The organism is Streptomyces sp. EDA2-14, assembly GCF_054963755.1.
In genome coordinates, this window is the sequence record NZ_JBUEGE010000002.1 from 110,086 (window position 1) to 132,136 (window position 22,051).

Here is a 22,051-nt window from a genome sequence, read left to right on the forward strand (position 1 = left end):
CGTGGTGGACGTCGTTGTCGGCGGGCTCCGGCCGGTTCCTGATCACGGTCGTCTGCACCTCCTCACGGCGTCGACCTGGGCAAACAATCCCATTGTCGCCGGGTTGTACGCCCCCGGGGTCAACCGATCGGATGACACCGGCGTCGACCGCTCGGCGCGCCGCGTCCAGCCGCTCCGTCGACGGGTGGGGGCCGGTTGCGGACCCAGGATTGAAGGCAGAGCGGGACGGCAGAACGGCAATCGCCGCCCCGGTCCACCTCTCCTCCCTCTACTCGTACTCGCACCTCCCCCTTCACTCAGGAGCACTCCCCATGCAGCACGCCAAGAAGATCTCGAAGCGCACCCGCATCGTCACCGGCACCACGCTGGCCGCCGCCATCGCCGTCGGCGGGTTCGGCGCGTACTCGGCGAGCGCCGCGGACTCGGCGCCGGCCGCGCAGGCCGCCGCCAAGCCCGCCGCCGCGAAGGCCGGCAACACCTTCGAGTCCAAGCACCTCACCGTGGGCGCCGCCACCGACGCCGCCGAGGCCGTCCTGAAGGCCGCGAAGAAGGAGAACCAGAAGGTCTCCGTCGCCGTCGTCGACCGCAACGGCAACACGATCGTCGAGCTGCGCGGTGACGGGGCGGGGCCGCAGTCGCCGGAGTCCGCCGTGAAGAAGGCGTACACCGCGGTGTCCTGGAACGCGCCGACGTCCGAGCTGACGAAGCGGCTTGAGCAGACGCCGAACCTGAAGGACATTCCCGGCACGCTGTTCCTCGCCGGTGGGGCGCCGGTCGCCGCCGACGGTGCGCCGATCGCGGGGATCGGTGTCGCCGGTGCGCCCTCGGGTGACCTGGACGAGAAGTTCGCGCAGGCGGGTGTGGCTGAGCTCGGCTAACACGTGGCGCGCCCCGAGGACTGTGTCACCGGTGACGGTGTTGCGGCCTCGGGGCTCTGCCCCGGCCCCCGCGCCTCAATCGCCGGCGGGGCCTGAAAATGCCCACCCGGCGGACGAGTCCGTTCCGGCACGGAGTGACCAGGCACGATGTATGCGCAACTGATCTCGAACGGCACGATCCTGCGGCGCGCAGGGATGATTTGGAGCCGCACCATGCAGCACACCGAGAACCGCACGCTCCTCACCGCCGCCGCCCACGGCGACGCCGACACCGTCCGCGCCGCCCTCACCGCAGGCGCCGACATCGAGGCCCGCGACGCACACCGCCGCACGCCCCTCCTCCTCGCCTCCCTCGGCGACCACGTGGCCGCCGCCGAGGCGCTCGTCGCGGCCGGCGCCGACCCGAACGCTCAGGACGACCGGGAAGACAGCCCGTGGCTCGCCACCGGCGTCACCGGCTCCGTGGCGATGATGCGGGCCCTGCTGCCCGCCCACCCCGACCTGAAGGTCACCAACCGGTTCGGTGGCATCTCCGTCATCCCGGCCTCCGAACGCGGCCACGTCGACTACGTACGGGCCGTGCTCCGCGAGACCGACATCGACGTCGACCACGTCAACCGGCTCGGCTGGACCGCCCTGTTGGAGGCCGTGATCCTCGGCGACGGCGGCCGCGCGCACCAGGAGATCGTCGAGCTGCTCATCACGGCGGGCGCCACCCCCGACCTGCCGGACGGCGACGGCGTCACGCCCCTCGAACACGCCGAGCGCCGCGGATTCACGGAGATCGCCGAGCTGTTGAGGGCCGTACGGTGAGGCGCGCGGTCCTCGCGGCCGTGGCGGTCGCCGTGCTCGCCACCGGTTGCGCCGCGACGCAGGACACCACCGACGCGCCGTCCAGCAAGGCGAGTTCGCCCGCGAAGAAGGCTCCCGAGGCCGACCGGACCCCGAAGTCCGCCACGACCCCCGGCGGCACCCTCCTCGTCGCCGACTTCGGCGCCGACACCGTCTCCTTCGTCGACCCGGCCCCCGGCAAGGGCGCCTTCGACTCGGTGAAGGTCGGCCGCGCCCCGTACGGGCTCGTCGTCGGGGACGACGGGCGGGCCTGGGTCGCGACCGCCGAGGGCGTCGCCGTCGTCGACACGGACAGCCGTGAGCGCGAGGCTCTGATCCCGTACGAGACCGACGGCCTCGGCCCGTTCACCGACGGCGAGTACCGCGGCGGCGGCATGGGCATCGCCCTCGCGCCGGACGGAAAGCACGCGTACGTGGGTGTCAACGTCCCCGACGGGAACGGGACGGTGGAGACCATCGACACCAGGACCAGGAAGGTCGTCGACACCGCCGACGTCGGCCGACGCCCCTTCGACGTCGACGTGTCGAAGGACGGCCGCCAGGTGTACGCGACCGACCACGACTCCTTCGACGTCACCGTCCTGGACACCCGCAGCGGCGACACCCGCCGCATCGAGGTCGCCCCGTACGGCACCGAGGGCGGACTCGGCTCGTGGCTGAAGCCGCACTACGCCGCCGTACGCCCCTCGGACGGAAAGCTGCTGTTCCCCTTCGAGGGCGAGAAGCTCGTGGTCGTCGACCCGGACACGGGGCGCTCCACCGTCCAGCGGATGACCGCCAACACCCATCAGCACGGCGTCACCGTCACCGACGACGGAACCCTCTTCGCCGTCGGCACCGGGCCCATCGACCCGGCCGAGGACGAGGGTCCCTCGCTGACCGTCCGGACGCCGGGCGGCAAGGAGAAGGTGATCCCGCTCGACGGTCCGCACGAGGACGTCGCCGTCTCCGACGACGGCGGGACCGCGTACGTCACCGGCGGCTTCACCCGTGACGGCTACTGGAACGGCATCACCGTCGTCGAAGTCGACAGCGGCGACACCCGTCGACTGGCCGCGGGCGAGCGGCCGTTGGGGATCGCCGTTCTGTGAGCAGGACCGTCGGGCGCCCGTAACCGGACATTGGGGTCATAGGATCTCGGCGTGCGCCGCCGAATCCTCCCCTCCGCCCTCCTCCTCACGGCCCTCACCGTCCTGACCGCCGCCGTCGCCGGGTGCGACGGCGGCGTCAACGGCACTCCCGGTGCCTCGGGCCTGCGCGACCCGTACTTCCCGAAGCTCGGGAACGGCGGCTACGACGTCGGCCACTACGCCCTCGACCTCGACTACGACCCGGACACCCACCGGCTCTCCGGCACCGCCGACATCACCGCGACCGCGGACCAGGCACTCAGCGCCTTCAACCTCGATCTGAAGGGGTTGACGGTCGACAAGGTCACCGTCGACGGCGAGAAGGCCGTGGCAAGCCGCGCAGGGCACGAGGTGACCGTGCGCCCGCACGACGAGCTCGCCGAGGGGCACACCTTCCGTACGACCGTCCGCTACAGCGGCGAACCCGTCACGGTCACCGATCCCGACGGCACGGGCGAGGGCTGGCTGCGCACCGCCGACGGCGCGCTCGGCCTCGGCGAACCCACCGGCTCCATGGCCTGGTTCCCCGGCAACCACCACCCCTCGGACAAGGCGACGTACGACATCCGGATCAGCGCCCCCGTCGGCGTACAGGCGGTGTCCAACGGCGAGTTGAGGAGCGCGCGGCGCTCCTCCGACGGGCGGCGCACCGCCTACGACTGGCGGGTGCGGGAGCCGATGGCGAGCTATCTGGCGACCGTCGCCGTCGGACGGTTCGAGATCGAGCGGGGGCGCACGCCCGGCGGGATTCCCGTGTACACGGCCGTCGACCCGGCCGAGGCGAAGGCGAGCGCGAAGGCGCTCGACCGGCTGCCGAAGATCGTCGAATGGGAGACGGAGAAGTTCGGCGCCTACCCGTTCTCGTCCACGGGCGCGATCGTCGACCAGGCCGGTGACATCGGCTACGCCCTGGAGACCCAGAACCGGCCCGTCTTCCCCGGCGCCCCCGATGTCGGCCTGCTCGTCCACGAGTTGGCGCACCAGTGGTACGGCGACTCGGTCACCCCGAAGTCCTGGCGGGACATGTGGCTGAACGAGGGTTTCGCGACGTACGCGGAGTGGCTGTGGGACGAGGAGCACGGCGGTGACACGGCGCAGCAGACCTTCGACGCGGTGCTGAAGCGGCCGGAGAGCGACGGCGTCTGGGCCTTCCCGCCCGCGCAGCCGCCGAACTCCGCGCACCTCTCCGACTCCCCGGTCTACGAGCGCGGCGCGATGGTGCTGCACCGGGTCCGCCGCACGATCGGCGACGCGAAGTTCTCCGAGCTGCTCAAGGGGTGGGCCGCCGAGCACCGGCACGGCAACGCCGACACCGACGAGTTCACCGCGTACGTGGAACAGCAGAACCCCGGCAAGGAGAAGGCCCTTGCCGGGGTCTGGGAGAACTGGCTGCGCGGGAGCGGAAAGCCCCCGCTCAGCTAGGTCCTGTGTCCCGAGAGCTCGGGACCCGGACCGTGACTCAGACGTTCACGCCGAAGTCCTGCGCGATGCCGACGAGGCCCGAGGCGTAGCCCTGGCCCACGGCGCGGAACTTCCACTCCGCGCCGTTGCGGTACAGCTCGCCGAAGACCATCGCCGTCTCGGTCGCGGCGTCCTCGGAGAGGTCGTAGCGGGCGATCTCGGTGCCGCCGGCCTGGTTCACGATGCGGATGTACGCGTTGCGGACCTGGCCGAAGTTCTGCGAGCGGGACTCCGCGTCGTAGATCGAGACCGGGAAGACGACCTTGTCGACGTCGGCGGGGAGCGCCGCGAGGTTCACGTTGATCGCCTCGTCGTCGCCCTCGCCCTCACCGGAGCGGTTGTCACCGGTGTGGACGATCGACTGGTCCGGCGTCTGCTTGTTGTTGAAGAAGACGAAGTGACCGTCCGAGTAGACCTTGCCCTCGGGGTTGACCGCGATCGCCGAGGCGTCGAGGTCGAAGTCGGTACCCGTGGTGGTGCGGACGTCCCAGCCGAGGCCCACGGTGACGGCGGTCAGGCCCGGAGCCTCCTTGGTGAGCGAGACGTTGCCACCCTTGGACAGGCTTACAGCCATGGTTTGGGAGTCCTTCCCTCGTTTTAAGAGTGCGTGCGTGTGCAGCCGAAGCTACTCGTACCCGTAGGAACGCCGTGAGGGGTCGGGAAGGTTCCAGGTCTCTTTACTTTCTTTACCCGGCCCCCGCGGCTCCGGGAAATGCGGGTGACGCGGACCGGACGGACGCGCGACCATGGACACATGTCCGGTCCTTATCCCATCCGCGGTTCGGTCGTCCTCCCGGAGGCCGAGCTCGTCTGGCGTTTCTCGCGGTCGTCCGGGCCGGGCGGTCAGCATGTGAACAGCAGCGACTCCCGCGTGGAGTTGCGCTTCGACCTCGCGGCGACGGAAGCGCTGCCGCCCGTGTGGAAGGAGCGGGCCCTGGAGCGGCTCGCGTCCCGTCTGGTGGACGGGGTGATCTCCGTACGGGCCTCGGAGCACCGCTCGCAGTGGCGCAACCGGGAGACGGCGGCGGTGCGCCTCGCGGCGCTGTTGGCGGAGGCGAGTGCGCCGCCGCCGAAGCCGAGGCGTGCCACGCGGGTTCCGCGGGGCGTCAACGAACGCCGCCTGCGCCAGAAGAAGGCGCGCTCCGACACGAAACGCGGCCGCTCGGGTCGGGACTGGTAGTTCCCCGTCGGCGGCGCCGCTGTTGACGCCTCGGGGCGCTGCCCCGGACCCCGCTGCTCAAACGCCGCAGGGGCTTGATTGTGGGGCTCGGATCAGCCCAAGTTCCTGTACTTCCCACGGAAATACATCAGGGGACCGCCCTCCGCGCTCGGGAGGGCCGCGCTCAGGACGCGGCCGATCACCAGCGTGTGGTCGCCCGCCGGCACCCGGTTCTCCGTGCGGCACTCGAGCGTCGCCAGCGCCCCGCCCACCAGCGGCGCGCCCGTGTGCTCGCCGCGTACGTACGGGATGTCCTGGAACAGGAGGCGGTCGCTGAGGCGGCCCTTCATGGCGAAGCGGCCGGCGATGTGGCTCTGGGACTCCGACAGGACCGAGACCGCCCACAGCGGCTGCTCGTCCAGGAGGTCGTCCATGCGGGAGCTGTTGCGCAGCGACACCATCACCAGGGGCGGGTCGAGGGAGACGGACATGAAGGCCGTCGCCGTCATGCCCGCGTCCTCGCCCGCGGGCCCGTCTTCGGCCAGCGGCGGCTCGTGCGCGGTCAGCAGGACGACGCCTGCGGCGAGGCGGGACAGGGCGGCGCGGAACTGATCGTTGCTCACCCCCTCAGCATGCCCGGCGTCGGGCGGGGGAGGCGTGGGAGCCGAGGGGGAGGGTACGGAAGTGGCAGGGGACGTCTTCAACACGCCTTAGACGCTAGCCGCGCCCCTCGGCGCCGCGCATCGGGCTGATGACCGAGGCCGGTCCTAGGACCATAGGTGCGATTCGCGTTCAGGAAACGCACAGAACCCGTCCAGGAATCCGCCCCAATCCTTCATCTTCTGCTGTGACTTGAGTCACAGGAGCCATAATTTGTTGACCCTGTGTACCGGGTGCACAGCTCGCTGTGATTCAGTGGCGGTCGACACTGCGGATGAACGTGCTGCTGCACGTGCGAAGCGAACCGATCAGAATTCTGGAGTGCTGTCGAGGTCTCGGGGAGAGCTGAGCATGGAGACCGAGTCGGAGCCGTACGTCCGTCTTGCGACCCTGCGCCAGCTGCATCAGGTGATGGCGGACATGAACACCGCCCGCAGTCTGGCCGACACACTGCAGACCGTCGCGGACGGGGTCGTGAGCGGACTCGGCTACGAGCTGGCGTGCGTGAACCTCGTACGTCCCGACGGTGACCTCGTCGTCGCCGCGTTCTCCGGGAACTCCGCGGCCGAGGCCCTGATCACCGGACGCGTCGGCTCCCGCGACTCCTGGGACCGCCGCCTCGCCATGGGCAAGCAGTGGGGCGAGCTGCGCTTCATACCGCACACCGAGGGCTGGATCCTCGACGAGGACGACGTCCCGCAGTGGTTCACCGCCGGACCGCCGCCCCGCTTCGAGGACGAGTGGCACCCCGCCGACCGCCTCTTCGCCCCCATGTACGCGACGGGCTCCTCCTCCGGCGAGCTCCTCGGCGTGATCTCCGTCGACCGCCCGCGCAACGGCCGGATCCCCGGCGCCTGGGGCCGCGAGGCCCTGCAGATGTACGCGTTCCAGGCCGCCATCGCGATCAGCAACGCCCGGCTGCGCTCCAACATGCAGCGCGCCCTGGTTCGCCTGGAGCGCGAGCAGCAGGCGCTGCGGGCCAGTGAGGAATCCTTCCGGCAGGCCTTCGAGTACGCGCCCTCCGGGATGGCCATCGCCGAGATGGGCGGCGACCAGCACGGCCGGATCCTGCGGACCAACGACGCGCTGTGCCGCCTCCTCGGCCGCCCCGCGTCGGCCATGCGCCGCTACTCGTTCTCCGACCTCGTGCACCCCGAGGACATCGGCACGCTGCTGCGCACCTCCGCCGAGGGCGGCCGCGCCGAGCTGCGCCTCGCCCGCCGCGACGGCACGTACGTCTGGGTGTCCCTGCGCAACTCGGTGGTCGCCGACGCCGCCGACGGGCCGCGTTTCCTGCTCACCCACGTCGAGGACATAGAGGAGCGCAAGCGCCGCGAGCTGCAGCTCGCCCACCGCGCCTCGCACGACTCGCTCACCGGCCTGCCGAACTCGGCGGAGCTGCGCTCCCGCCTCTCCGCCCGCCTGTGCCGCCGCCCGCAGGAGCCGGGCCCCAGCGCCATCGACTCGCTGGACGCGGCGTACGGCGACCACCGCGGCTTCGACGCGGGCGGCATCGGCTACGACTTCGGCGCCCCGGTCCCGCACCAGTCGAACCTGTACGAGGGCTTCGACGGCTTCGACCACCACGTGCACGTCGTCGCGCCCGAGCCCGACGCGGCGTCCGGCGCCGACAACGGCACGAAGGGCCTCGCCGTCCTCTTCTGCGACCTCGACGGCTTCAAGTCGATCAACGACAGGTTCGGGCACAACGCGGGCGACGCCGTCCTCATCGAGGTCGCCCGCCGCCTCACCAGCGTCGTACGGGACGGGGACACGGTCGCGCGGCTCGGCGGCGACGAGTTCGTGGTGCTGGCCGACGGCCTGGGCCGCGACGACGCCCAGGACCTCGCCGTCAGGTTGCGGAACGCCATCATTCCGCCGATTCGGGTGGACGGTCGTGCGGTCCGTGTGGGGGCCAGTTTCGGCATCGGCTGGGCCCACTGCGGTATGACGGCCGAGGAAGTGCTGCAATCCGCTGACCAGCGGATGTACGTAGAGAAAAGATCGCGTAGTAAGCAGGCCAGGCGGGCCGGATAACCCCTACATTGGGCGCGGTTCCGCGCCCCCGGTGAGGTCAAGGACACGCCGGGGGGTCACTCGCAGCGGGTACCCTCGCCGAGGTAAGCAACGTGTAGGGAGTGATCTGGGATGGCGCCCGGCAACAACGGCGGGAGCACCACGCCCGAGGACGACGATCCGTTCGGCTACCTGTATGCCGACGGACAGGCGGCCGGGGCGACCCCGCCCGAGGGTGCGGGCGGTGGCTACGGCTACCCGAATCCGCGGTCCTCCTACAACCCCGTCCGGGCCAATCAGGTCCGCGCGGTGGGGGAGCGCCGGTACGGGCAGACCCAGCCCGCCCAGGCGTACCAGCAGCCGAACGCGCACTACCAGGCTCCGGAGACGATGCCCGGCGGCGTTCCCAGCCAGCCGGGTCCGCCGACGGCGCCCATCCGCGGCGGCGGCCGGGGCCGGGGTCCCAACACGAAGGCGCTGCTGATCGGCGCGGTCGCCGTGGTCGCGGCCGTCGTCATCGGCATCGGCGTCGCCATGCTCAGCAACGACTCCTCGGACGACAAGGGCGAGGCCGGCGGCAAGCCGGACGGCGGCTCCCAGTCGGTGCAGCCGAGCCAGACGCCCTCGAAGTCGGCGTCCGCCGCTCCGGTCGACCTGCCGAAGACCGACGCGAAGACCCTGAAGCTGGCCGGTGGCACGTCCACCGCGTCGGACGTGAAGGGCGCGAAGGCCGACGGCGGGGTGTACGTCGCCGGGTTCAACCAGGTGGGCGCGAGCCTGACCTGGACCGTCAACGACATCCCGAAGGACGGCGCGTACAAGCTGCACGTCGACTACGGGGTGCCCGGCAAGAAGTCCGACGCCACGATCGACGTCAACGGCACGAAGCAGACCCGCCCGCTGAACATGGGGAACTTCGCCGGCGCCAAGGAAGGCGACTGGGCGAAGGGCTGGACGAACACGTGGGCCATCGTCCAGCTCACCAAGGGCACGAACGCGATTACGGTCTCCTGTGAGCAGGGGAACCAGTGCGATGCCAACTTCGACCGGATGTGGCTCACCCGGGGGTGAGGTCCTTCCGCGGCAACGGGGGTGCGGTCGCGGGGCTCTGCCCCGGACCCCGCGCCTCAATCGCCGGCGGGGCTCGGATTACGCTGCCGCGACCGTGACGCGGTTGACCAGGTCCTCGTAGGTCTTCGCGTCGAACTCGCCCGCCACCGGTGACACCACTGTCGCGGCGGAGAGCGCCACCGCCCTGGCCAGGCGCTGGGGCCACGGCAGGTGGTCCACGTGGCCGGAGAGCAGCCCCGCCACCGCCGAGTCGCCGGCCCCCGTGGGGTTGCCCGCCAGGCGGTCGGGGGTCGGGGCGCGCCACTCGCCGTCCGGGGTGAGGGCGCACAGCCCCTCCGCCCCCAGTGAGGCGACGACCGCGTGCGCGCCGCGCCTGCGGGTGTCCTTCATCGCCTGCAACGGCTCGTGGGAGCCCGTGAGTTCGGCCAGCTCGTCCGCGTTCGGCTTCACCAGGTCGGGGCGGGCCGCGACGCCGCGGCGCAGCGGTTCGCCGCTGGTGTCGAGCAGGACGGGTACGGAGGCGGCCCGCGCGGCCCGGACGAGCGTCGCGTAGGCGCCGACCGGGACGCCCGGCGGCAGGCTGCCGCACAGCGCCACCGCGGAGGCCGAGCGCAGCAGGTCCCCGTACGCCTCCTGGAAGGCCGTCCACTCGGCGGGCGTGATCGTCGGGCCCGGCTCGTTGAGCTGTGTCGTGTCGCCGGTCGACGCGTCGACGACGGCGACGGTGCGCCGGGTCGCCCCGGAGACGGGGACCAGTGCGTCCGCGACGCCGGGGGTCTCCAGCAGCTGGTCCTGGAGCGTGCGGCCCGTCGCGCCGCCCACGAATCCCGTCACGGCCACCTCGTGCCCGAGTGCGGCCAGTACCCGCGCCACGTTCAGCCCCTTGCCGCCGGGCCGCTCGGTGACCTCGGTGACGCGGTGCGTGGCGTGCGGGCGCAGGGAGCGCACCCGGTACGTGATGTCGAGTGCGGTGTTCAGCGTGACCGTGAGGATCACAGGACCTCACCCCCCTTACGTACTGTCAGTAACGGGGGTCGATCATGCCAAAGTCAAGGCGGTTGGCCCAGAGCGCGGGGCAACCGCCTCGTATCGGCCGGGAGTTACGGCTTGACCAGCCACTCGCCCTTGCGGAGCACGCCCTTGACCTCGAACTCCGCGTCCAGGACCACGAGATCGGCGTCCTTGCCGGGCTCCAGCGAGCCGACCTTGTCGTAGATGCCCAGCAATTGGGCCGGGTTGGCGGAGATGGCCCGTACGACGTCCTCGACGGGCAGTTGGTCGACGGTCACGGACCGCTTGAACGCACGGTCGAGGGTCAGCGTCGAGCCCGCGATGGAGCCGCCCTCGACGAGCCGCGCCACGCTGTCCTTCACCTCGACCTCCAGCGTGCCGAGCATGTAGCGCCCGTCGCCGAACCCGGCGGCGTCCATCGCGTCGGTGATGAACGCGACCTTCTCGGCGCCCTTGTGATGGAACGCCAGCTCCAGGGAGGCCGGGTGCAGATGCGTGCCGTCGTTGATCAGCTCGACGGTGATCCGGTCGTCCTCGAGCAGCGCCGCGATCGGCCCCGGCTCGCGGTGGCCGAGCTGCGGCATCGCGTTGAACAGGTGGGTGGCGACCGTGGCGCCCGCGTCGATGGCCGCCACCGTCTGCTCGTACGTCGCGTCGGTGTGCCCGATCGCGGCGAGCACGCCGTGCTCGGCGAGCAGCCGTACGGAGTCGACGCCGCCGGGGAGTTCGGTGGCGAGGGTGACCATCCTGGCCTGGCCGCGGGCGGCGTCGATCAGCTTGCGGACCTCGGCCGGGTCGGGGTCGCGCAGCAGCGTCTCGTCGTGGGCGCCCTTGCGGCACGGCGAGATGAACGGGCCCTCGAAGTGGATGCCCGCGATCTCCCCGTGCTCGGCCAGCTCGGAGAGCAGCCCCGCCCGCTGGACGAGGAAGTCCATGTCGCCGGTGACGAAGGACGCGACGGCGGTGGTCGTGCCGTGCAGCCGGTGCGTGCGCAGGCCCTTGAGGATGTCGTCGATGGAGCCCGAGGTGAAGGAGGCGCCGCCACCGCCGTGGTTGTGCATGTCGACGAAGCCGGGCACCACCCAGTGGCCGCTCAGGTCGACCGTCTCGGCGTCGTCCGGGGCCGCTCCGACGATCTTCGTGCCGTCGACGAGGACGCGTCCGTCGGCGACGGTACCGGTGGGCAGCACCACCTTGGCGCCGGTGAGCACCTTTGCTGTGGCCATCAGGCGGTTACCTCCGAGGATCCAGTGGCTGCGGTGTTGGTGAGCAGGTCCCAGGCGAGCAGCCCCGCGCCCAGGCATCCGGCGCTGTCCCCGAGGACGGCCGGGACGATCGTGGGGAGCGTCTGGAAGGTCACGCGCTCCGCGACGGCCGCACGCAGGGGTGAGAACAAGGTTTCCCCGGCCTCGGCGAGCCCGCCACCGATGATGAGCGTGCGCGGGTCCAGCAGAGTGAGTGCGAGGACGAGCCCGTCGGCGAGCGCGGCCACCGCGTCCTGCCAGACCTCGGCGGCCCTCGGGTCCCCCGCGTCGACGGCCGCCGCGCAGTCCGCCGCGGTCGCCTTCTCCTCGCCGCTCGCCTCCTGCCAGGCCAGGGTGACCGCGGAGGCGGAGGCGTACCGCTCCAGGCAGCCGCGCTGACCGCAGCCGCAGGGCACGCCGCCGGGGCGCACTACGACATGGCCGATCTCGCCCGCCGAGCCGTGCGCGCCGGGCTCGATGCGCCCGTCGATGCCGATGGCGCCCGCGATGCCGGTACCCAGCGGCATGAAGAGGAACCGGTCGGCGTCCTTGCCGGCGCCGAGCCGCCCCTCGCCGAGCCCGCCGGTGCGCACGTCGTGGCCGAGCGCCACGGGGATGCCGCCGAGCCGCTCGCTGAGCAGGGACCGCATGGGGACGTCGCGCCAGCCGAGGTTGGCCGCGAACAGGGCCACACCGGCCTGCTCGTCGACGACGCCGGGGACCGCGACCCCGGCGGCGCACGCGGGCTCGCCGAGGTGCTTCTCGCCGTACGCGCGCAGGTCGGCGGCGAAGCCGAGGATCGACTCCACGACGGCGTCGGCGCCGCGCTCGCGCTGGGTGGCCCGGCGCGCCTGGTGCAGCAGAGTGCCGTCGGCCCCGACCAGGGCGGCCTTCATCCCGGTGCCGCCCACGTCCAGGGCGATGACATGTTTCACGGGGGACAGTGTCGCGCGTCCACCCGTGAGAGGTCTAGTCCATTCGCCCCCTCGTTTCCGCTCCGGCGCCCATGTGGTGTAGACCTTCCAGGTGACCATGGGGCAGGCCTGTGGCGATCAGGACAAGGGTGGAGTGCGGCAGTGCGCAAGGGGAGGACGACTCTGACCGTGGCGGCCGCTCTCGGAGTGGTGACCGCGTCGTCGCTGCTCACAGCCTGTGGAAGCGGAGGCTCCGACGACGCCGTGACCCTGAAGCTGGTCGCCGCCGACTACGGCGACTCCAAGGCGAACAGCTCCCAGAAGTACTGGGACGACCTCGCCGCCGCCTTCCACGAGAAGCACCCGAACATCAAGGTCGACGTCGACGTCCACTCCTGGGACGTCGTCGACAAGAAGGTCAAGGACATGGTCGCGGCGGGCCACGCGCCCGACATGGCGCAGATCGGCGCCTACGCCGACTACGCCGCCGCGGGCAAGCTGTACTCCGTCGACAAGCTGCTCTCCGTGCCCGTCCAGGCCGACTTCGTCGGCCAGATGAGCGAGGCAGGAGAGATCAAGGGCGCCCAGTACGGCATGCCGTTCGCCGCGTCCACGCGCCGCCTGTTCTACAACAAGAAGCTCTTCACGAAGGCCGGCATCACGCCGCCGAAGACCTGGTCCGACCTGGTGTCCGACGCCAAGGCGCTCAAGGCGCAGGGCGTGCGCTACCCCTTCGCGCTGCCGCTCGGCACCGAGGAGGCGCAGGCCGAGACGCTGATCTGGACGCTCAGCAACGGCGGCGGCTACACCGACAACGTCGGCAGCTACGCCATCGACGACAAGAAGAACGTCGAAGCGCTGTCCTGGCTCAAGGACGACCTGGTCGGCAAGGGCCTCACCGGGCCGACCGCGCCCGCGGAGCTCAACCGCACGCCCGCGTTCCAGGCCTTCGCCAAGGGGCAGGTCGGCATGCTCTCCGGCCACCCCACGCTGATGAACATGGCGAAGGCCAAGGGCGTCGACTACGGCGACGTGGCGATCCCCGGGCCCGACGGCACGCCCAAGTCCACGATGGGCGTCACCGACTGGATGATGGCGTTCAAGCAGGGCGGCCACCCCAAGGAGACCGGCGAGTTCCTGAACTTCGCCTACGACAAGAAGAACGTCCTCGACTTCTCCCGCAAGTACACCGTCGCGCCGGTCACGGTCTCCGCGTCCAACGCGATGACGTCCTCGGCGAAGGACAAGGCGCTGCGGCCCTTCATCGACGAGCTCGCGGGCGCCACGTACTACCCGGCCAACAAGACGTCCTGGCCCGAGGTCAGCGCCGAGATCAAGAAGCAGATCGGCTCCACCGTCACGCCGCGGGGCAGCGCGGCGGGCACCCTCGGCGCGATCCAGAACGACGCGGCGGCCGCGGAATCCGCCGAGTAGCGTGACGCGCATGGAGTCCCTGGGCGACCGCGAGCGCGCGGTACTCACGTTCGAGGGCCGGTCCTGGTCCTCGCCGGGCGCCAAGGAGCGCGCGATCCGCGAGGAACTGGACCTGGCCCCGGTCCGCTACTACCAACTCCTGAACGCCCTCCTGGACGACCCGAGGGCCCTGGAATTCGCCCCGGTGACGGTGAACCGCCTGCGCCGGGTACGCGAAGCCCGCCGGTCCGAACGCTGACCGTTCCGGCCCCACCGGCGATTGAGGGATACGGCTATCGTCAACGGCATGGCCAGCCACGAGCACGCCCCCCGGACGACCGCCGGCCGCGAGGCCCTCGCCGCGATCGAGTCCCGCCCCGAGCGGAGCGTGATCGGCCTCGACTTCGACGGCACACTCGCCCCCATCGTCCCGGACCCCGACCAGGCCCGCGCCCACCCCGACATCGTCCCGGCCCTCGCCGCCCTCGCCCCCAAGGTCGCCGCGATCGCGGTCGTCACCGGCCGCCCCGCAGGCGTCGCCGTCCGCCACGGCGGCTTCGCCGGGGTCCCCGGACTGGAACACCTCGTCGTCCTCGGGCACTACGGCGCCGAACGCTGGGACGCCGTCACCGGCACGGTCACCGCCCCCGCCCCGCACCCCGGCGTGGCCACGGTCCGGGCCGAACTCCCCGGCGTGCTGGCCGAGTCGAACCTCTGGCACGACACGTACATCGAGGAGAAGGGCCGTGCCGTTGCGGTCCACACCCGCCGCGCGCACGACCCGCAGGCCGCCTTCGACACCCTCCGCGAGCCGCTGTCGGAGCTCGCCGCCCGGCACGGCCTGATCGTGGAGCCGGGCCGCCTGGTCCTGGAGCTGCGCCCGCCCGGCGTCGACAAGGGCGTGGCGCTCACCGAGTACGTACGGGAGGTCGGCGCGGGGTCCGTCCTCTACGCGGGGGACGACCTCGGCGACCTCCCGGCCTTCGCGGCGGTGGAGAAGCTGCGCTCCGACGGGCTGCCGGGACTCCTGGTGGCGGCGGACTCCGTCGTGCCGGAACTCGCCGAGAGGGCCGACCTGTTGGTGGCGGGCCCCGCGGACCTGGCGGCCTTCCTGTCAGTCCTGGCGCAGCGCCTCTAGCTGGTCGAGGAACCACTGCCCCGGCGGCAGCGCGGTCGCCGCGGCGGCGAGCCGCTTCGTGCGCTCCGCCCGCTCGTCCCGCGGCATGGCGAGCGCTTCGGCGAGGGCCCGCGCCGTCCCGCTCACGTCGTACGGGTTCACGGTCAGCGCGTCGTCGGCCAGCTCCTCGTACGCCCCGGCCTCCCGCGAGAGCACCAGCGCGCACCCGTCGTCGGAGACGACCGGCACCTCCTTGGCGACCAGGTTCATGCCGTCCCTGATCGGGTTCACGAGCGCCACGTCGGCGAGCCGGTACGCGGCCAGCGAGCGCGCGAAGTCGTCCTTCACGTGCAGCACGACCGGAGTCCAACCCTCCGTACCGAAGCGCGTGTTGATGGACTCGGCGACCCGCGCCACCTCGTCGGTGTAGTCCCGGTACACGGCCAGGTCCTGGCGCGACGGGTAGGCGAACGCGACGTGCACGACCCGCTCCCGCCACTCGGGCCGGGTCTCAAGCAGCAGCTCGTACGACCGCAGCCCGCGCACGATGTTCTTCGACAACTCCGTCCGGTCCACCCGCACGATCACCTTGCGGTCCTCGCCCACCTGCGCGCGCAGCGCCGAGAGCCGCTCCTCCACATCGTCCCGGTGCGCCCGCTCGCGCAGGAAGTCCGCGTCGGCGCCGAGCCCGTGCACCCCGATCCGCGTCCCGGACGTGCCGCCCACGAGATGCGTACAGCAATCGGTGAAGGCGTCCGCCCAGCGCCGGGTCAGGAACGCACAGCGGTCGGCGCCGAGCATGCCCTTGAGCACCTGCTCGGCGATGTCGTCGGGCAGTATCCGGAAGTAGTCGACGGGCGCCCAGGGCGTGTGCGAGAAGTGCCCGATCCGCAGGTCCCCGCGCAGCTCGCGGAGCATCCCCGGCACCAGCGTCAGGTGGTAGTCCTGCACGACCACCGTCGCGCCCGCCGCCGCCTCCTCGGCGAGAGCCTCGGCGAAGGCCCGGTTGTACGCCTCGTAGGCCGCCCACCGCCGGCGGAACTCCGGGCCGAACGACGGCTCCAGAGGCGTCTGGTACAGCATGTGGTGCACAAACCACAGCACCGAGTTCGCGATCCCGTTGTACGCGTCCGTGTGCACGTCGGCGTCGATGTCGAGCATCCGCACGCCCGGTTCGGTGACGCCGCGGCGCACCGCCTCCCGGTCGCCCTCGCCCATCGCCGAGCACACCCACAACTTGTCCTCGACGACGCTCAGCGCCGACACCAGACCGCCTCCGCCGCGCCGCGCCTCGATCCCTCCGGCGTCGTCGACGGCGTACGTGACCGGGCCGCGGTTGGACGCGACGAGAACCTCAGCAGCACCATGCGTCGTGGAACTCATACGGGCACGCTAGCCCGGCCCGGAAACGTTCAAACGTACGGCCGGGCCCCTGTCGGAGCCCGGCCGTATACGAGTCCGCGCTCAGGTCACTGCCTGCGGCCGCGGACCGCGGCGACGAGCAGCGCGCCGAGCCCGCACAGCGCGACCGCGAGCCCGCCGTACAGCGGCAGGTCCGAGCGGGAGCCGGTCTCGGCCATCTCGCCACCGCTCGGCGGGTTCGGCGGGGCGGGCCGGGCCTGCTGGCTCCCGCCGCCCGTGGACGCGGTGGGCTCGGGCTTCGGGGTGTTCCCGCCCGGCTGGTCCGACGGTGCGGGCGTCGGGTCGGTCGGGGTCTGCGTGGGGCCGGTCGGCGACGGCGACGGCGCCCCCCGCCCGATGACGGGCGAGATGCCGCACCGCACGTCGGTGGAGCCCTCCTCGCAGTTGGTGCGCGGAGTGTCGGCGGTGACGCTGTTCGTGAGCCTGCCGTCCCCGCTCACCGGGTCGTTGACCTTCACCGAGTACGTGACGGTCGCGGTCTCGCCGGCCGGGATGTCACCGGTGTAGTTGATCTTCGGCTCGGTGTAGGAGACGTCCCCGGTGCTCGCCTTCGCGTCGTTGTTGTACGTCGCGTCGTCGAGGTTCTCGGTGAGGTCGTCGGTGAACTTGGCGTTCGGGTACGGCAGCCGGCTGACGTTCTTCGCCTTCACCGTGTACGTGACGGTGTCGCCGGGCTCGACCTTCGCCGGGCTCGCCGTCTTGGTGATCTCCAGGTCTGGCACCGGGACGGACAGGGCGAGCGCCGAGGGGACGTAGGTGTCGCCCTTGGTGGAGAAGTCCAGGGTGGTGGAGGTCGAGCCGACCGGGATCGGTTCGTCACCCGCGGCCCGCGTGGTGCCGCTGCTCGTGACGTCGAACTCCTTCGCGTCGATGCTCAGGTTGTTGCGCATCTTCGGGTCGAGGGCGCCGTCGTCCTCGGAGATGAAGAAGTTGTTGGTGTTGCCGGTGTGCGTCTCCCGGATGTTCTTGCCGCCCACGGCGAACCGGTCGCCCGCCGTGTTCCAGTCGCCCTCGTACGCGGTGACGCTGGCCCGCGGGGTGCCCGAGGTGCGGTAGAAGCCGTCGACCGTGACGCGGGTGGCCGGGGAGGTGGAGCGCTGCAGGACGTGGCCGCCGTAGATGTAGACGTTGCGGCGGTCCGGCGCGTAGTCGTCGTTCGGGCCGTCGTACTTGTAGACGACGGTCATCGACCAGCCGCCCACACAGCCCTTGCCGGTGGGCGCCCAGACGTCGCCGACGGAGACCGGGATGTCGTTTCCGGTCCCGATGATGGCGCTGAAGCGGTCCGTGACGTCCGCTTCGCCCGTGTAGTAGTGCGGTCCGCTGGTCGAGGCGGGGTCCCGCACCACGTTGGTCGGGGAGACCTTCGTCGGCGTCGCGCCGCCGATGCCGACCACGGGCGCCGCGTCCTGCGGCTCACCGGGCGAGGGGTCGACGTCGGCGCCGGAGATGTCGCAGCGCTTGAGCTGGGCGCCGCTCGGGCCCTTGTACGTGCCGTCGTTGCCGCCGTAGAAGAGGCGGGCGTAGGCGACCCTGGCGCCGGGCGGGATGGCGACCCGGCCGGTGCTGGAGCCGTAGCCGTCCGTCGTCCCGGCCTTGTTGATCCGTTCCATGACGAACGTGTTGTTGTTGTCCCGGCCCTCGCCGTTCGCGGCGACCGCGCAGCGCGCGGCCATGTCGGCGTCGCCCGTCGGGCAGCCCATGACCGTGTTGCCGATGGTCTTGAAGTCGCCGTAGATCGATTCGTCGTAGCGCTTGGCGAAGGGGGAGACCACGTCGGCGGACGCGGAGCTCGGGGCGAGGCCGGCCAGGGAGGCCGTGAGGACGGCGGCGACGGCGACGGCCGCCCTGCCCTTTACTTGTCTAATCCGCATAAAGGGCAAGCTAGACAAAACATATGATTATGCCGCGCTTATGCGACGCGACGCTCCGTGTACTCACTGATTTCGATCATCGGAGGGCGTTCCTCCGTGTCGACCGCGTGCGTGCGCGGCTCGAAGCCGTCCGCACCCCGCTCGAACTGCGTGAGCACCGGCCGCACCAGATGTCCGCGCGCGAGCCGCAGCTGCGCGGTGCGGTAGATCGCCGCCGCCATCCGGCCCAGCGCCTGCCCGTCCTGGTGCCGGTGCTTGCGCACCCCCACGTCGACCTGGGCGAGCCCGTCCAGGCCCACGGTGTGCAGCGCGTCCACGAGCAGGCCCAGCTCGACCCCGTACCCGACGGGGAACGGGAGGCGCTCAAGGAGCGAGCGGCGGGCCGCGTACTCGCCGCCCAGCGGCTGCACGAACCCGGCCAGTTGCGGCCAGTGCAGATTCAGGATCGGGCGGGCCATCAGCTCGGTCACCCGGCCGCCCTGACCCGCGGCCCCGTCCAGCGGACGGTCGTACATCGCCTTCACGAAGTGCACGCCGGGCTCGGTCAGCAGCGGACCGACGATCCCGGAGACGAAGTCCGCCGAGAACTCCTTCAGATCGGCGTCGACGAAGCACACGATGTCACCGGAAGTGACGAAAAGGGAGCGCCACAGCACCTCACCCTTGCCGGGCCCGACCGGGACCCGCGGCAGGATCGTGTCCCGGTGCTCGACGCGCGCCCCGGCCGCCGCCGCGACCTCGGAGGTGCGGTCGGTGGAGCCGGAGTCGATCACCACGAGCTCGTCGACGAGCGGCACCGCCTCCGTCATCAGCGTGCGCCGGATCTCGGCGACGATCGCACCGACCGTCGCCTCCTCGTTCAGCGCGGGCAGTACGACACTCACCGTCTGACCCGAGGCGTGCTTGGCGGCGACCAACCGGTGCAGCGGATGATCGTCCACGGACCAGGAGCGCCGCTCAAGCCAGCGCTCGACCTCTTCCAGCACGGTCTGGGTTCCTTCCCTCAGGATCCACATGTGATCCATCTCGCGGTTCGGACGACTATCTCAAGGGTCCGGGCCTTCGGTTACAGTCTTGAACAACGCCGGTGACCATCGCATGTCGGGGGTCGCCTGCCGTAGACAACTGAATCCACACAATCGAATACCGCTCATCCAGAGGGGCAGAGGGAAACGGCCCGTTGAAGCCCCGGCAACCCTCCAGCCGGTCTCGTCCGCACACCGCAGTGCGCCCGCGAGGCTCCCGGCTAGGGAAGGTGCCAAATCCGTCTCGTGGCGAGATGCGTCACGAGAAAGATGAGGAGAAAGGGCCTCGCCTCTCATGGCTGTACAGACTGTCGCCACCGAAACCGCCGCCGCCGTCGACGCTGTTGATCTGGGGCCGGCTTCCGGCCTCTCCTGCCGCGAGTGCGGCGCCGTCGTCCCGCTCGGCCCCGTCTTCGCCTGTGCCGAGTGTTTCGGGCCGCTCGAAGTCGCGTACGACCTGCCCACCGGTGACCCCGAGGCGCTGCGCAAGCAGATCGAGGCCGGTCCCGCCAACATCTGGCGCTACGCCCCGCTGCTGCCCGTCCCGGCCGACGTCGCCGAGAAGCCGAACCTGAACCCCGGCTGGACCAAGCTCGTCAAGGCCGACAACCTCGGCCGTGAACTGGGCGTCGCCGAGGGCAAGTTGTTCGTCAAGGACGACTCCGGCAACCCCACGCACTCCTTCAAGGACCGCGTCGTCGCGCAGGCCATCGAGGCCGCCCGCGCCTTCGGCTTCACCACGCTCTCCTGCTCCTCCACCGGCAACCTGGCCGGCGCCGTCGGCGCCGCGGCCGCCCGCGCCGGCTTCCGCTCCTGCGTGTTCATCCCGCACGACCTGGAGCAGGGCAAGGTCGTCATGGCCGGTGTCTACGGCGGTGACCTCGTCGCCATCGAGGGCAACTACGACGACGTGAACCGTTTCTGCTCCGAGCTCATCGGCGACCCGCTGGGCGAGGGCTGGGGCTTCGTGAACGTGAACCTGCGCCCGTACTACGGCGAGGGCTCCAAGACGCTCGCGTACGAGATCTGCGAACAGCTCGGCTGGCAGCTCCCCGACCAGCTGGTCATCCCGATCGCCTCCGGCTCGCAGTTCACGAAGATCGACAAGGGCCTCAAGGAGCTGATCAAGCTCGGCCTCGTCGAGGACAAGCCCTACAAGCTCTTCGGCGCCCAGGCCGAGGGCTGCTCCCCGGTCTCCGTCGCCTACAAGGGCGGCCACGACGTGGTCCGCCCGCAGAAGCCGACGACCATCGCCAAGTCCCTCGCCATCGGCAACCCCGCCGACGGCCCCTACGTCCTCGACATCGCCCGCCGCACCGGCGGCGCCGTGGAGGACGTGAACGACGAGCAGGTCGTCGACGCGATCAAGCTGCTCGCGCGCACGGAGGGCATCTTCGCGGAGACGGCCGGCGGTGTGACGCTGGGCGTCACCAAGAAGCTCATCGAGGCGGGCCAGATCGACCCGTCGCTCACCACCGTCGTCCTGAACACCGGTGACGGCCTCAAGACGCTGGACGCGGTCGCCGAGTCCTCGCAGGCCACCGCCACCATCCGGCCGAGCCTGGACGCGTTCCGCGACGCCGGTCTCGCCGCCGACCACTGAGCCCAGCCGACCACTGAGCCAACCGAACTTGTAGCACCGGGAGTCACCGCATGAGCGTCAACGTTCGCATCCCCACCATCCTGCGCACCTACACGGGCGGCCAGTCCGAGGTCGCCGCCGAGGGCGCCACCCTCGCCGACGTCATCGCCGACCTGGAGAAGAACCACACCGGCATCGCCGCCCGCGTCCTCGACGACCAGGGCAAGCTGCGCCGCTTCGTGAACGTCTACGTCAACGACGACGACGTCCGCTTCGAGCAGGGCCTTCAGACGGCGACGCCGGACGGCGCCGGCGTCTCGATCATTCCGGCCGTCGCCGGAGGCTGACCGTCCGGCACAGTGCCGACGGCTGATCTTCCGTAGGTCTACACAGAGTTATCCGAATTGCCCCCTCCGCGAGAGAAGCGGAGGGGGCAATTCTGCATGGTTGAGCGCGGTACAGTTGGGGAAGCTGCTGCGATTCCGATACGCGGTGCATGACGGGTGCATATGAGTTCTCGCCCGCTGCCCGACAAGAAGCAGCCAAAGTGTCCAGCCCTTTCGGGCCTTTTACGGCATTTACGCGGCCCGAGTTGCCCGCACATCCGGTGAGTTGACCCGGTTTCCCCGATCTGGCGTGCCCAGAATTCTCGTCCGATTGACCTGTTGCAGACGGCAGTTGGGCAGATACATTCAGCCGCGGTCGACGCGTTCCGGCGCACACCCCCATATCCCATGGGGCGTGAGGTCTGACCCGGGTCCGCGAAGTGCGGTCCTGCGCAAGGGCCAGTAATAGGGGAGTTAGGCATGGCTCAGGGCACCGTCAAGTGGTTCAACGCGGAGAAGGGGTACGGCTTCATCGCGGTCGACGGTGGTGCGGATGTTTTCGTCCACTACAGCGCGATTCAGATGGACGGCTACCGCACCCTCGAAGAGGGTCAGCGGGTCGAGTTCGAGATCTCGCAGGGCCAGAAGGGGCCGCAGGCCGACATGGTCCGCGTGGCCGCCGGCTGAACGCGCGCGTCAGACTGCAAGCTTGCACGTCGCACGTCATGGAGGGCTCGTCTCCCGGTCGACCGGGGGCGGGCCCTTCGTGCTACCTGCACCTTTGGAGGACGGCCTTGCACTCGTGGGGGTCGAGTGCTAATCATTGGGCTTAGCACTCTCCGAGTGAGAGTGACAGAACTTGGATCGGGTCGGTGAGGCCCGCAGACCGGGTGGTG

General features: G+C 70.9%; 21 protein-coding genes and 1 riboswitch. Of the genes, 13 read left to right on the forward strand and 8 right to left on the reverse strand.

Annotated features, from left to right (window positions below; translation table 11 throughout):
• The first annotated feature begins 311 nt into the window (after window positions 1-311).
• The 4 genes from ACY34M_RS06785 (at window position 312) to ACY34M_RS06800 (ending at window position 4,282) form a co-directional block, all read left to right on the forward strand.
• A complete protein-coding gene (locus ACY34M_RS06785) occupies window positions 312-878 on the forward strand; it encodes a GlcG/HbpS family heme-binding protein (protein ID WP_462716498.1) in 567 nt (188 codons plus the stop codon).
• A gap of 213 nt (window positions 879-1,091) precedes the next feature.
• On the forward strand, window positions 1,092-1,691 hold the full coding sequence (locus tag ACY34M_RS06790; protein WP_462716497.1) for an ankyrin repeat domain-containing protein: 600 nt from the start codon (window positions 1,092-1,094) through the stop codon (window positions 1,689-1,691).
• Window positions 1,688-2,821 (forward strand): YncE family protein, encoded by a 1,134-nt coding sequence (locus ACY34M_RS06795; protein WP_462716496.1) that lies wholly within the window; start codon window positions 1,688-1,690, stop codon window positions 2,819-2,821. Before ACY34M_RS06790 ends, ACY34M_RS06795 begins: the two co-directional genes overlap by 4 nt.
• 51 nt (window positions 2,822-2,872) lie before the next feature.
• Window positions 2,873-4,282: a M1 family metallopeptidase gene (locus ACY34M_RS06800; RefSeq protein ID WP_462716495.1), complete on the forward strand. Its 1,410-nt coding sequence runs from the start codon at window positions 2,873-2,875 to the stop codon at window positions 4,280-4,282.
• Window positions 4,283-4,319: 37 nt separating this feature from the next.
• Here the strand turns inward: ACY34M_RS06800 and ACY34M_RS06805 are convergent, their stop codons facing one another.
• Window positions 4,320-4,895, reverse strand: coding sequence for a TerD family protein (locus ACY34M_RS06805; RefSeq protein ID WP_462716494.1), 576 nt, complete (start codon window positions 4,893-4,895; stop codon window positions 4,320-4,322).
• Window positions 4,896-5,075: 180 nt separating this feature from the next.
• Here ACY34M_RS06805 and arfB point away from each other — a divergent pair, with 180 nt between their 5' ends.
• Window positions 5,076-5,501, forward strand: coding sequence for an alternative ribosome rescue aminoacyl-tRNA hydrolase ArfB (arfB, locus tag ACY34M_RS06810; RefSeq protein ID WP_462716493.1), 426 nt, complete (start codon window positions 5,076-5,078; stop codon window positions 5,499-5,501).
• A 92-nt stretch (window positions 5,502-5,593) separates the two neighbouring features.
• On the opposite strand, the gene ACY34M_RS06815 is transcribed toward arfB, so the two are convergent.
• Window positions 5,594-6,184 carry a flavin reductase family protein gene (locus tag ACY34M_RS06815; RefSeq protein WP_462716621.1) on the reverse strand — a complete coding sequence of 197 codons (591 nt, stop codon included), beginning with the start codon at window positions 6,182-6,184 and terminating at the stop codon, window positions 5,594-5,596.
• A gap of 307 nt (window positions 6,185-6,491) precedes the next feature.
• Here ACY34M_RS06815 and cdgB point away from each other — a divergent pair, with 307 nt between their 5' ends.
• Window positions 6,492-8,177 (forward strand): diguanylate cyclase CdgB, encoded by a 1,686-nt coding sequence (gene cdgB / locus ACY34M_RS06820; RefSeq protein WP_462716492.1) that lies wholly within the window; start codon window positions 6,492-6,494, stop codon window positions 8,175-8,177.
• A 111-nt stretch (window positions 8,178-8,288) separates the two neighbouring features.
• Window positions 8,289-9,227, forward strand: coding sequence for a carbohydrate-binding protein (locus tag ACY34M_RS06825; RefSeq protein WP_462716491.1), 939 nt, complete (start codon window positions 8,289-8,291; stop codon window positions 9,225-9,227).
• A gap of 78 nt (window positions 9,228-9,305) precedes the next feature.
• On the opposite strand, the gene ACY34M_RS06830 is transcribed toward ACY34M_RS06825, so the two are convergent.
• The 3 genes from ACY34M_RS06830 to ACY34M_RS06840 form a co-directional block, all read right to left on the reverse strand.
• Entirely contained in the window at window positions 9,306-10,223 is a 918-nt protein-coding gene (locus tag ACY34M_RS06830; protein WP_462716490.1) for a 1-phosphofructokinase family hexose kinase, read from the reverse strand.
• Between the two features lie 104 nt (window positions 10,224-10,327).
• Window positions 10,328-11,464, reverse strand: a complete 1,137-nt coding sequence (nagA, locus tag ACY34M_RS06835) for an N-acetylglucosamine-6-phosphate deacetylase (protein WP_462716489.1) — start codon at window positions 11,462-11,464, stop codon at window positions 10,328-10,330.
• Entirely contained in the window at window positions 11,464-12,417 is a 954-nt protein-coding gene (locus tag ACY34M_RS06840; RefSeq protein ID WP_462716488.1) for an ROK family protein, read from the reverse strand. Before ACY34M_RS06840 ends, nagA begins: the two co-directional genes overlap by 1 nt.
• A gap of 168 nt (window positions 12,418-12,585) precedes the next feature.
• On the opposite strand from ACY34M_RS06840, the gene ACY34M_RS06845 reads away from it, so the two are divergent.
• From ACY34M_RS06845 to otsB, 3 genes are read left to right on the forward strand one after another with little or no spacing between them, the layout of a single operon-like run.
• A complete protein-coding gene (locus tag ACY34M_RS06845) occupies window positions 12,586-13,830 on the forward strand; it encodes an ABC transporter substrate-binding protein (protein ID WP_462716487.1) in 1,245 nt (414 codons plus the stop codon).
• 10 nt (window positions 13,831-13,840) lie between these two features.
• A complete protein-coding gene (locus ACY34M_RS06850) occupies window positions 13,841-14,068 on the forward strand; it encodes a DUF3263 domain-containing protein (protein WP_462716486.1) in 228 nt (75 codons plus the stop codon).
• Between the two features lie 48 nt (window positions 14,069-14,116).
• Window positions 14,117-14,947 carry a trehalose-phosphatase gene (gene otsB / locus ACY34M_RS06855; protein ID WP_462716485.1) on the forward strand — a complete coding sequence of 277 codons (831 nt, stop codon included), beginning with the start codon at window positions 14,117-14,119 and terminating at the stop codon, window positions 14,945-14,947.
• Here otsB and ACY34M_RS06860 read toward each other — a convergent pair.
• The 3 genes from ACY34M_RS06860 to ACY34M_RS06870 all read right to left on the reverse strand — a co-directional run bounded on the left by ACY34M_RS06860 (window position 14,924) and on the right by ACY34M_RS06870 (window position 19,208).
• Window positions 14,924-16,309 carry an alpha,alpha-trehalose-phosphate synthase (UDP-forming) gene (locus ACY34M_RS06860; RefSeq protein ID WP_462716484.1) on the reverse strand — a complete coding sequence of 462 codons (1,386 nt, stop codon included), beginning with the start codon at window positions 16,307-16,309 and terminating at the stop codon, window positions 14,924-14,926. The two genes, otsB and ACY34M_RS06860, sit on opposite strands and share 24 nt — an antisense overlap.
• Before the next feature lie 86 nt (window positions 16,310-16,395).
• Window positions 16,396-18,222, reverse strand: a complete 1,827-nt coding sequence (locus tag ACY34M_RS06865; RefSeq protein ID WP_462716483.1) for a DUF7927 domain-containing protein — start codon at window positions 18,220-18,222, stop codon at window positions 16,396-16,398.
• 38 nt (window positions 18,223-18,260) lie between these two features.
• On the reverse strand, window positions 18,261-19,208 hold the full coding sequence (locus ACY34M_RS06870) for a glucosyl-3-phosphoglycerate synthase (protein WP_462716482.1): 948 nt from the start codon (window positions 19,206-19,208) through the stop codon (window positions 18,261-18,263).
• 161 nt (window positions 19,209-19,369) lie between these two features.
• Window positions 19,370-19,524, forward strand: a riboswitch (SAM riboswitch).
• A gap of 18 nt (window positions 19,525-19,542) precedes the next feature.
• Between ACY34M_RS06870 and thrC the strand changes: the two genes are divergently transcribed.
• The 3 genes from thrC (at window position 19,543) to ACY34M_RS06885 (ending at window position 21,842) form a co-directional block, all read left to right on the forward strand.
• Entirely contained in the window at window positions 19,543-20,850 is a 1,308-nt protein-coding gene (thrC, locus tag ACY34M_RS06875; RefSeq protein ID WP_462716481.1) for a threonine synthase, read from the forward strand.
• Between the two features lie 50 nt (window positions 20,851-20,900).
• The gene (locus ACY34M_RS06880; protein ID WP_385770164.1) at window positions 20,901-21,176 is read left to right on the forward strand and encodes a MoaD/ThiS family protein; all 276 of its coding nucleotides are present in this window, start codon (window positions 20,901-20,903) and stop codon (window positions 21,174-21,176) included.
• 459 nt (window positions 21,177-21,635) lie between these two features.
• Window positions 21,636-21,842 (forward strand): cold-shock protein, encoded by a 207-nt coding sequence (locus ACY34M_RS06885; RefSeq protein ID WP_030576453.1) that lies wholly within the window; start codon window positions 21,636-21,638, stop codon window positions 21,840-21,842.
• Window positions 21,843-22,051 lie beyond the last annotated feature (209 nt).

What these genes read in the sequence shown, in the direction of transcription:
- ACY34M_RS06785 (WP_462716498.1), top strand. Translation starts at nt 312, where the DNA reads ATGCAGCACGCCAAGAAGATCTCGAAGCGCACCCGCATCGTCACCGGC.
- ACY34M_RS06790 (WP_462716497.1), top strand. Translation starts at nt 1,092, where the DNA reads ATGCAGCACACCGAGAACCGCACGCTCCTCACCGCCGCCGCCCACGGC.
- ACY34M_RS06805 (WP_462716494.1), bottom strand. Translation starts at nt 4,895, where the DNA reads ATGGCTGTAAGCCTGTCCAAGGGTGGCAACGTCTCGCTCACCAAGGAG.
- arfB (WP_462716493.1), top strand. Translation starts at nt 5,076, where the DNA reads ATGTCCGGTCCTTATCCCATCCGCGGTTCGGTCGTCCTCCCGGAGGCC.
- cdgB (WP_462716492.1), top strand. Translation starts at nt 6,492, where the DNA reads ATGGAGACCGAGTCGGAGCCGTACGTCCGTCTTGCGACCCTGCGCCAG.
- ACY34M_RS06825 (WP_462716491.1), top strand. Translation starts at nt 8,289, where the DNA reads ATGGCGCCCGGCAACAACGGCGGGAGCACCACGCCCGAGGACGACGAT.
- nagA (WP_462716489.1), bottom strand. Translation starts at nt 11,464, where the DNA reads ATGGCCACAGCAAAGGTGCTCACCGGCGCCAAGGTGGTGCTGCCCACC.
- ACY34M_RS06850 (WP_462716486.1), top strand. Translation starts at nt 13,841, where the DNA reads ATGGAGTCCCTGGGCGACCGCGAGCGCGCGGTACTCACGTTCGAGGGC.
- otsB (WP_462716485.1), top strand. Translation starts at nt 14,117, where the DNA reads ATGGCCAGCCACGAGCACGCCCCCCGGACGACCGCCGGCCGCGAGGCC.
- ACY34M_RS06860 (WP_462716484.1), bottom strand. Translation starts at nt 16,309, where the DNA reads ATGAGTTCCACGACGCATGGTGCTGCTGAGGTTCTCGTCGCGTCCAAC.
- ACY34M_RS06865 (WP_462716483.1), bottom strand. Translation starts at nt 18,222, where the DNA reads ATGCGGATTAGACAAGTAAAGGGCAGGGCGGCCGTCGCCGTCGCCGCC.
- thrC (WP_462716481.1), top strand. Translation starts at nt 19,543, where the DNA reads ATGGCTGTACAGACTGTCGCCACCGAAACCGCCGCCGCCGTCGACGCT.
- ACY34M_RS06880 (WP_385770164.1), top strand. Translation starts at nt 20,901, where the DNA reads ATGAGCGTCAACGTTCGCATCCCCACCATCCTGCGCACCTACACGGGC.
- ACY34M_RS06885 (WP_030576453.1), top strand. Translation starts at nt 21,636, where the DNA reads ATGGCTCAGGGCACCGTCAAGTGGTTCAACGCGGAGAAGGGGTACGGC.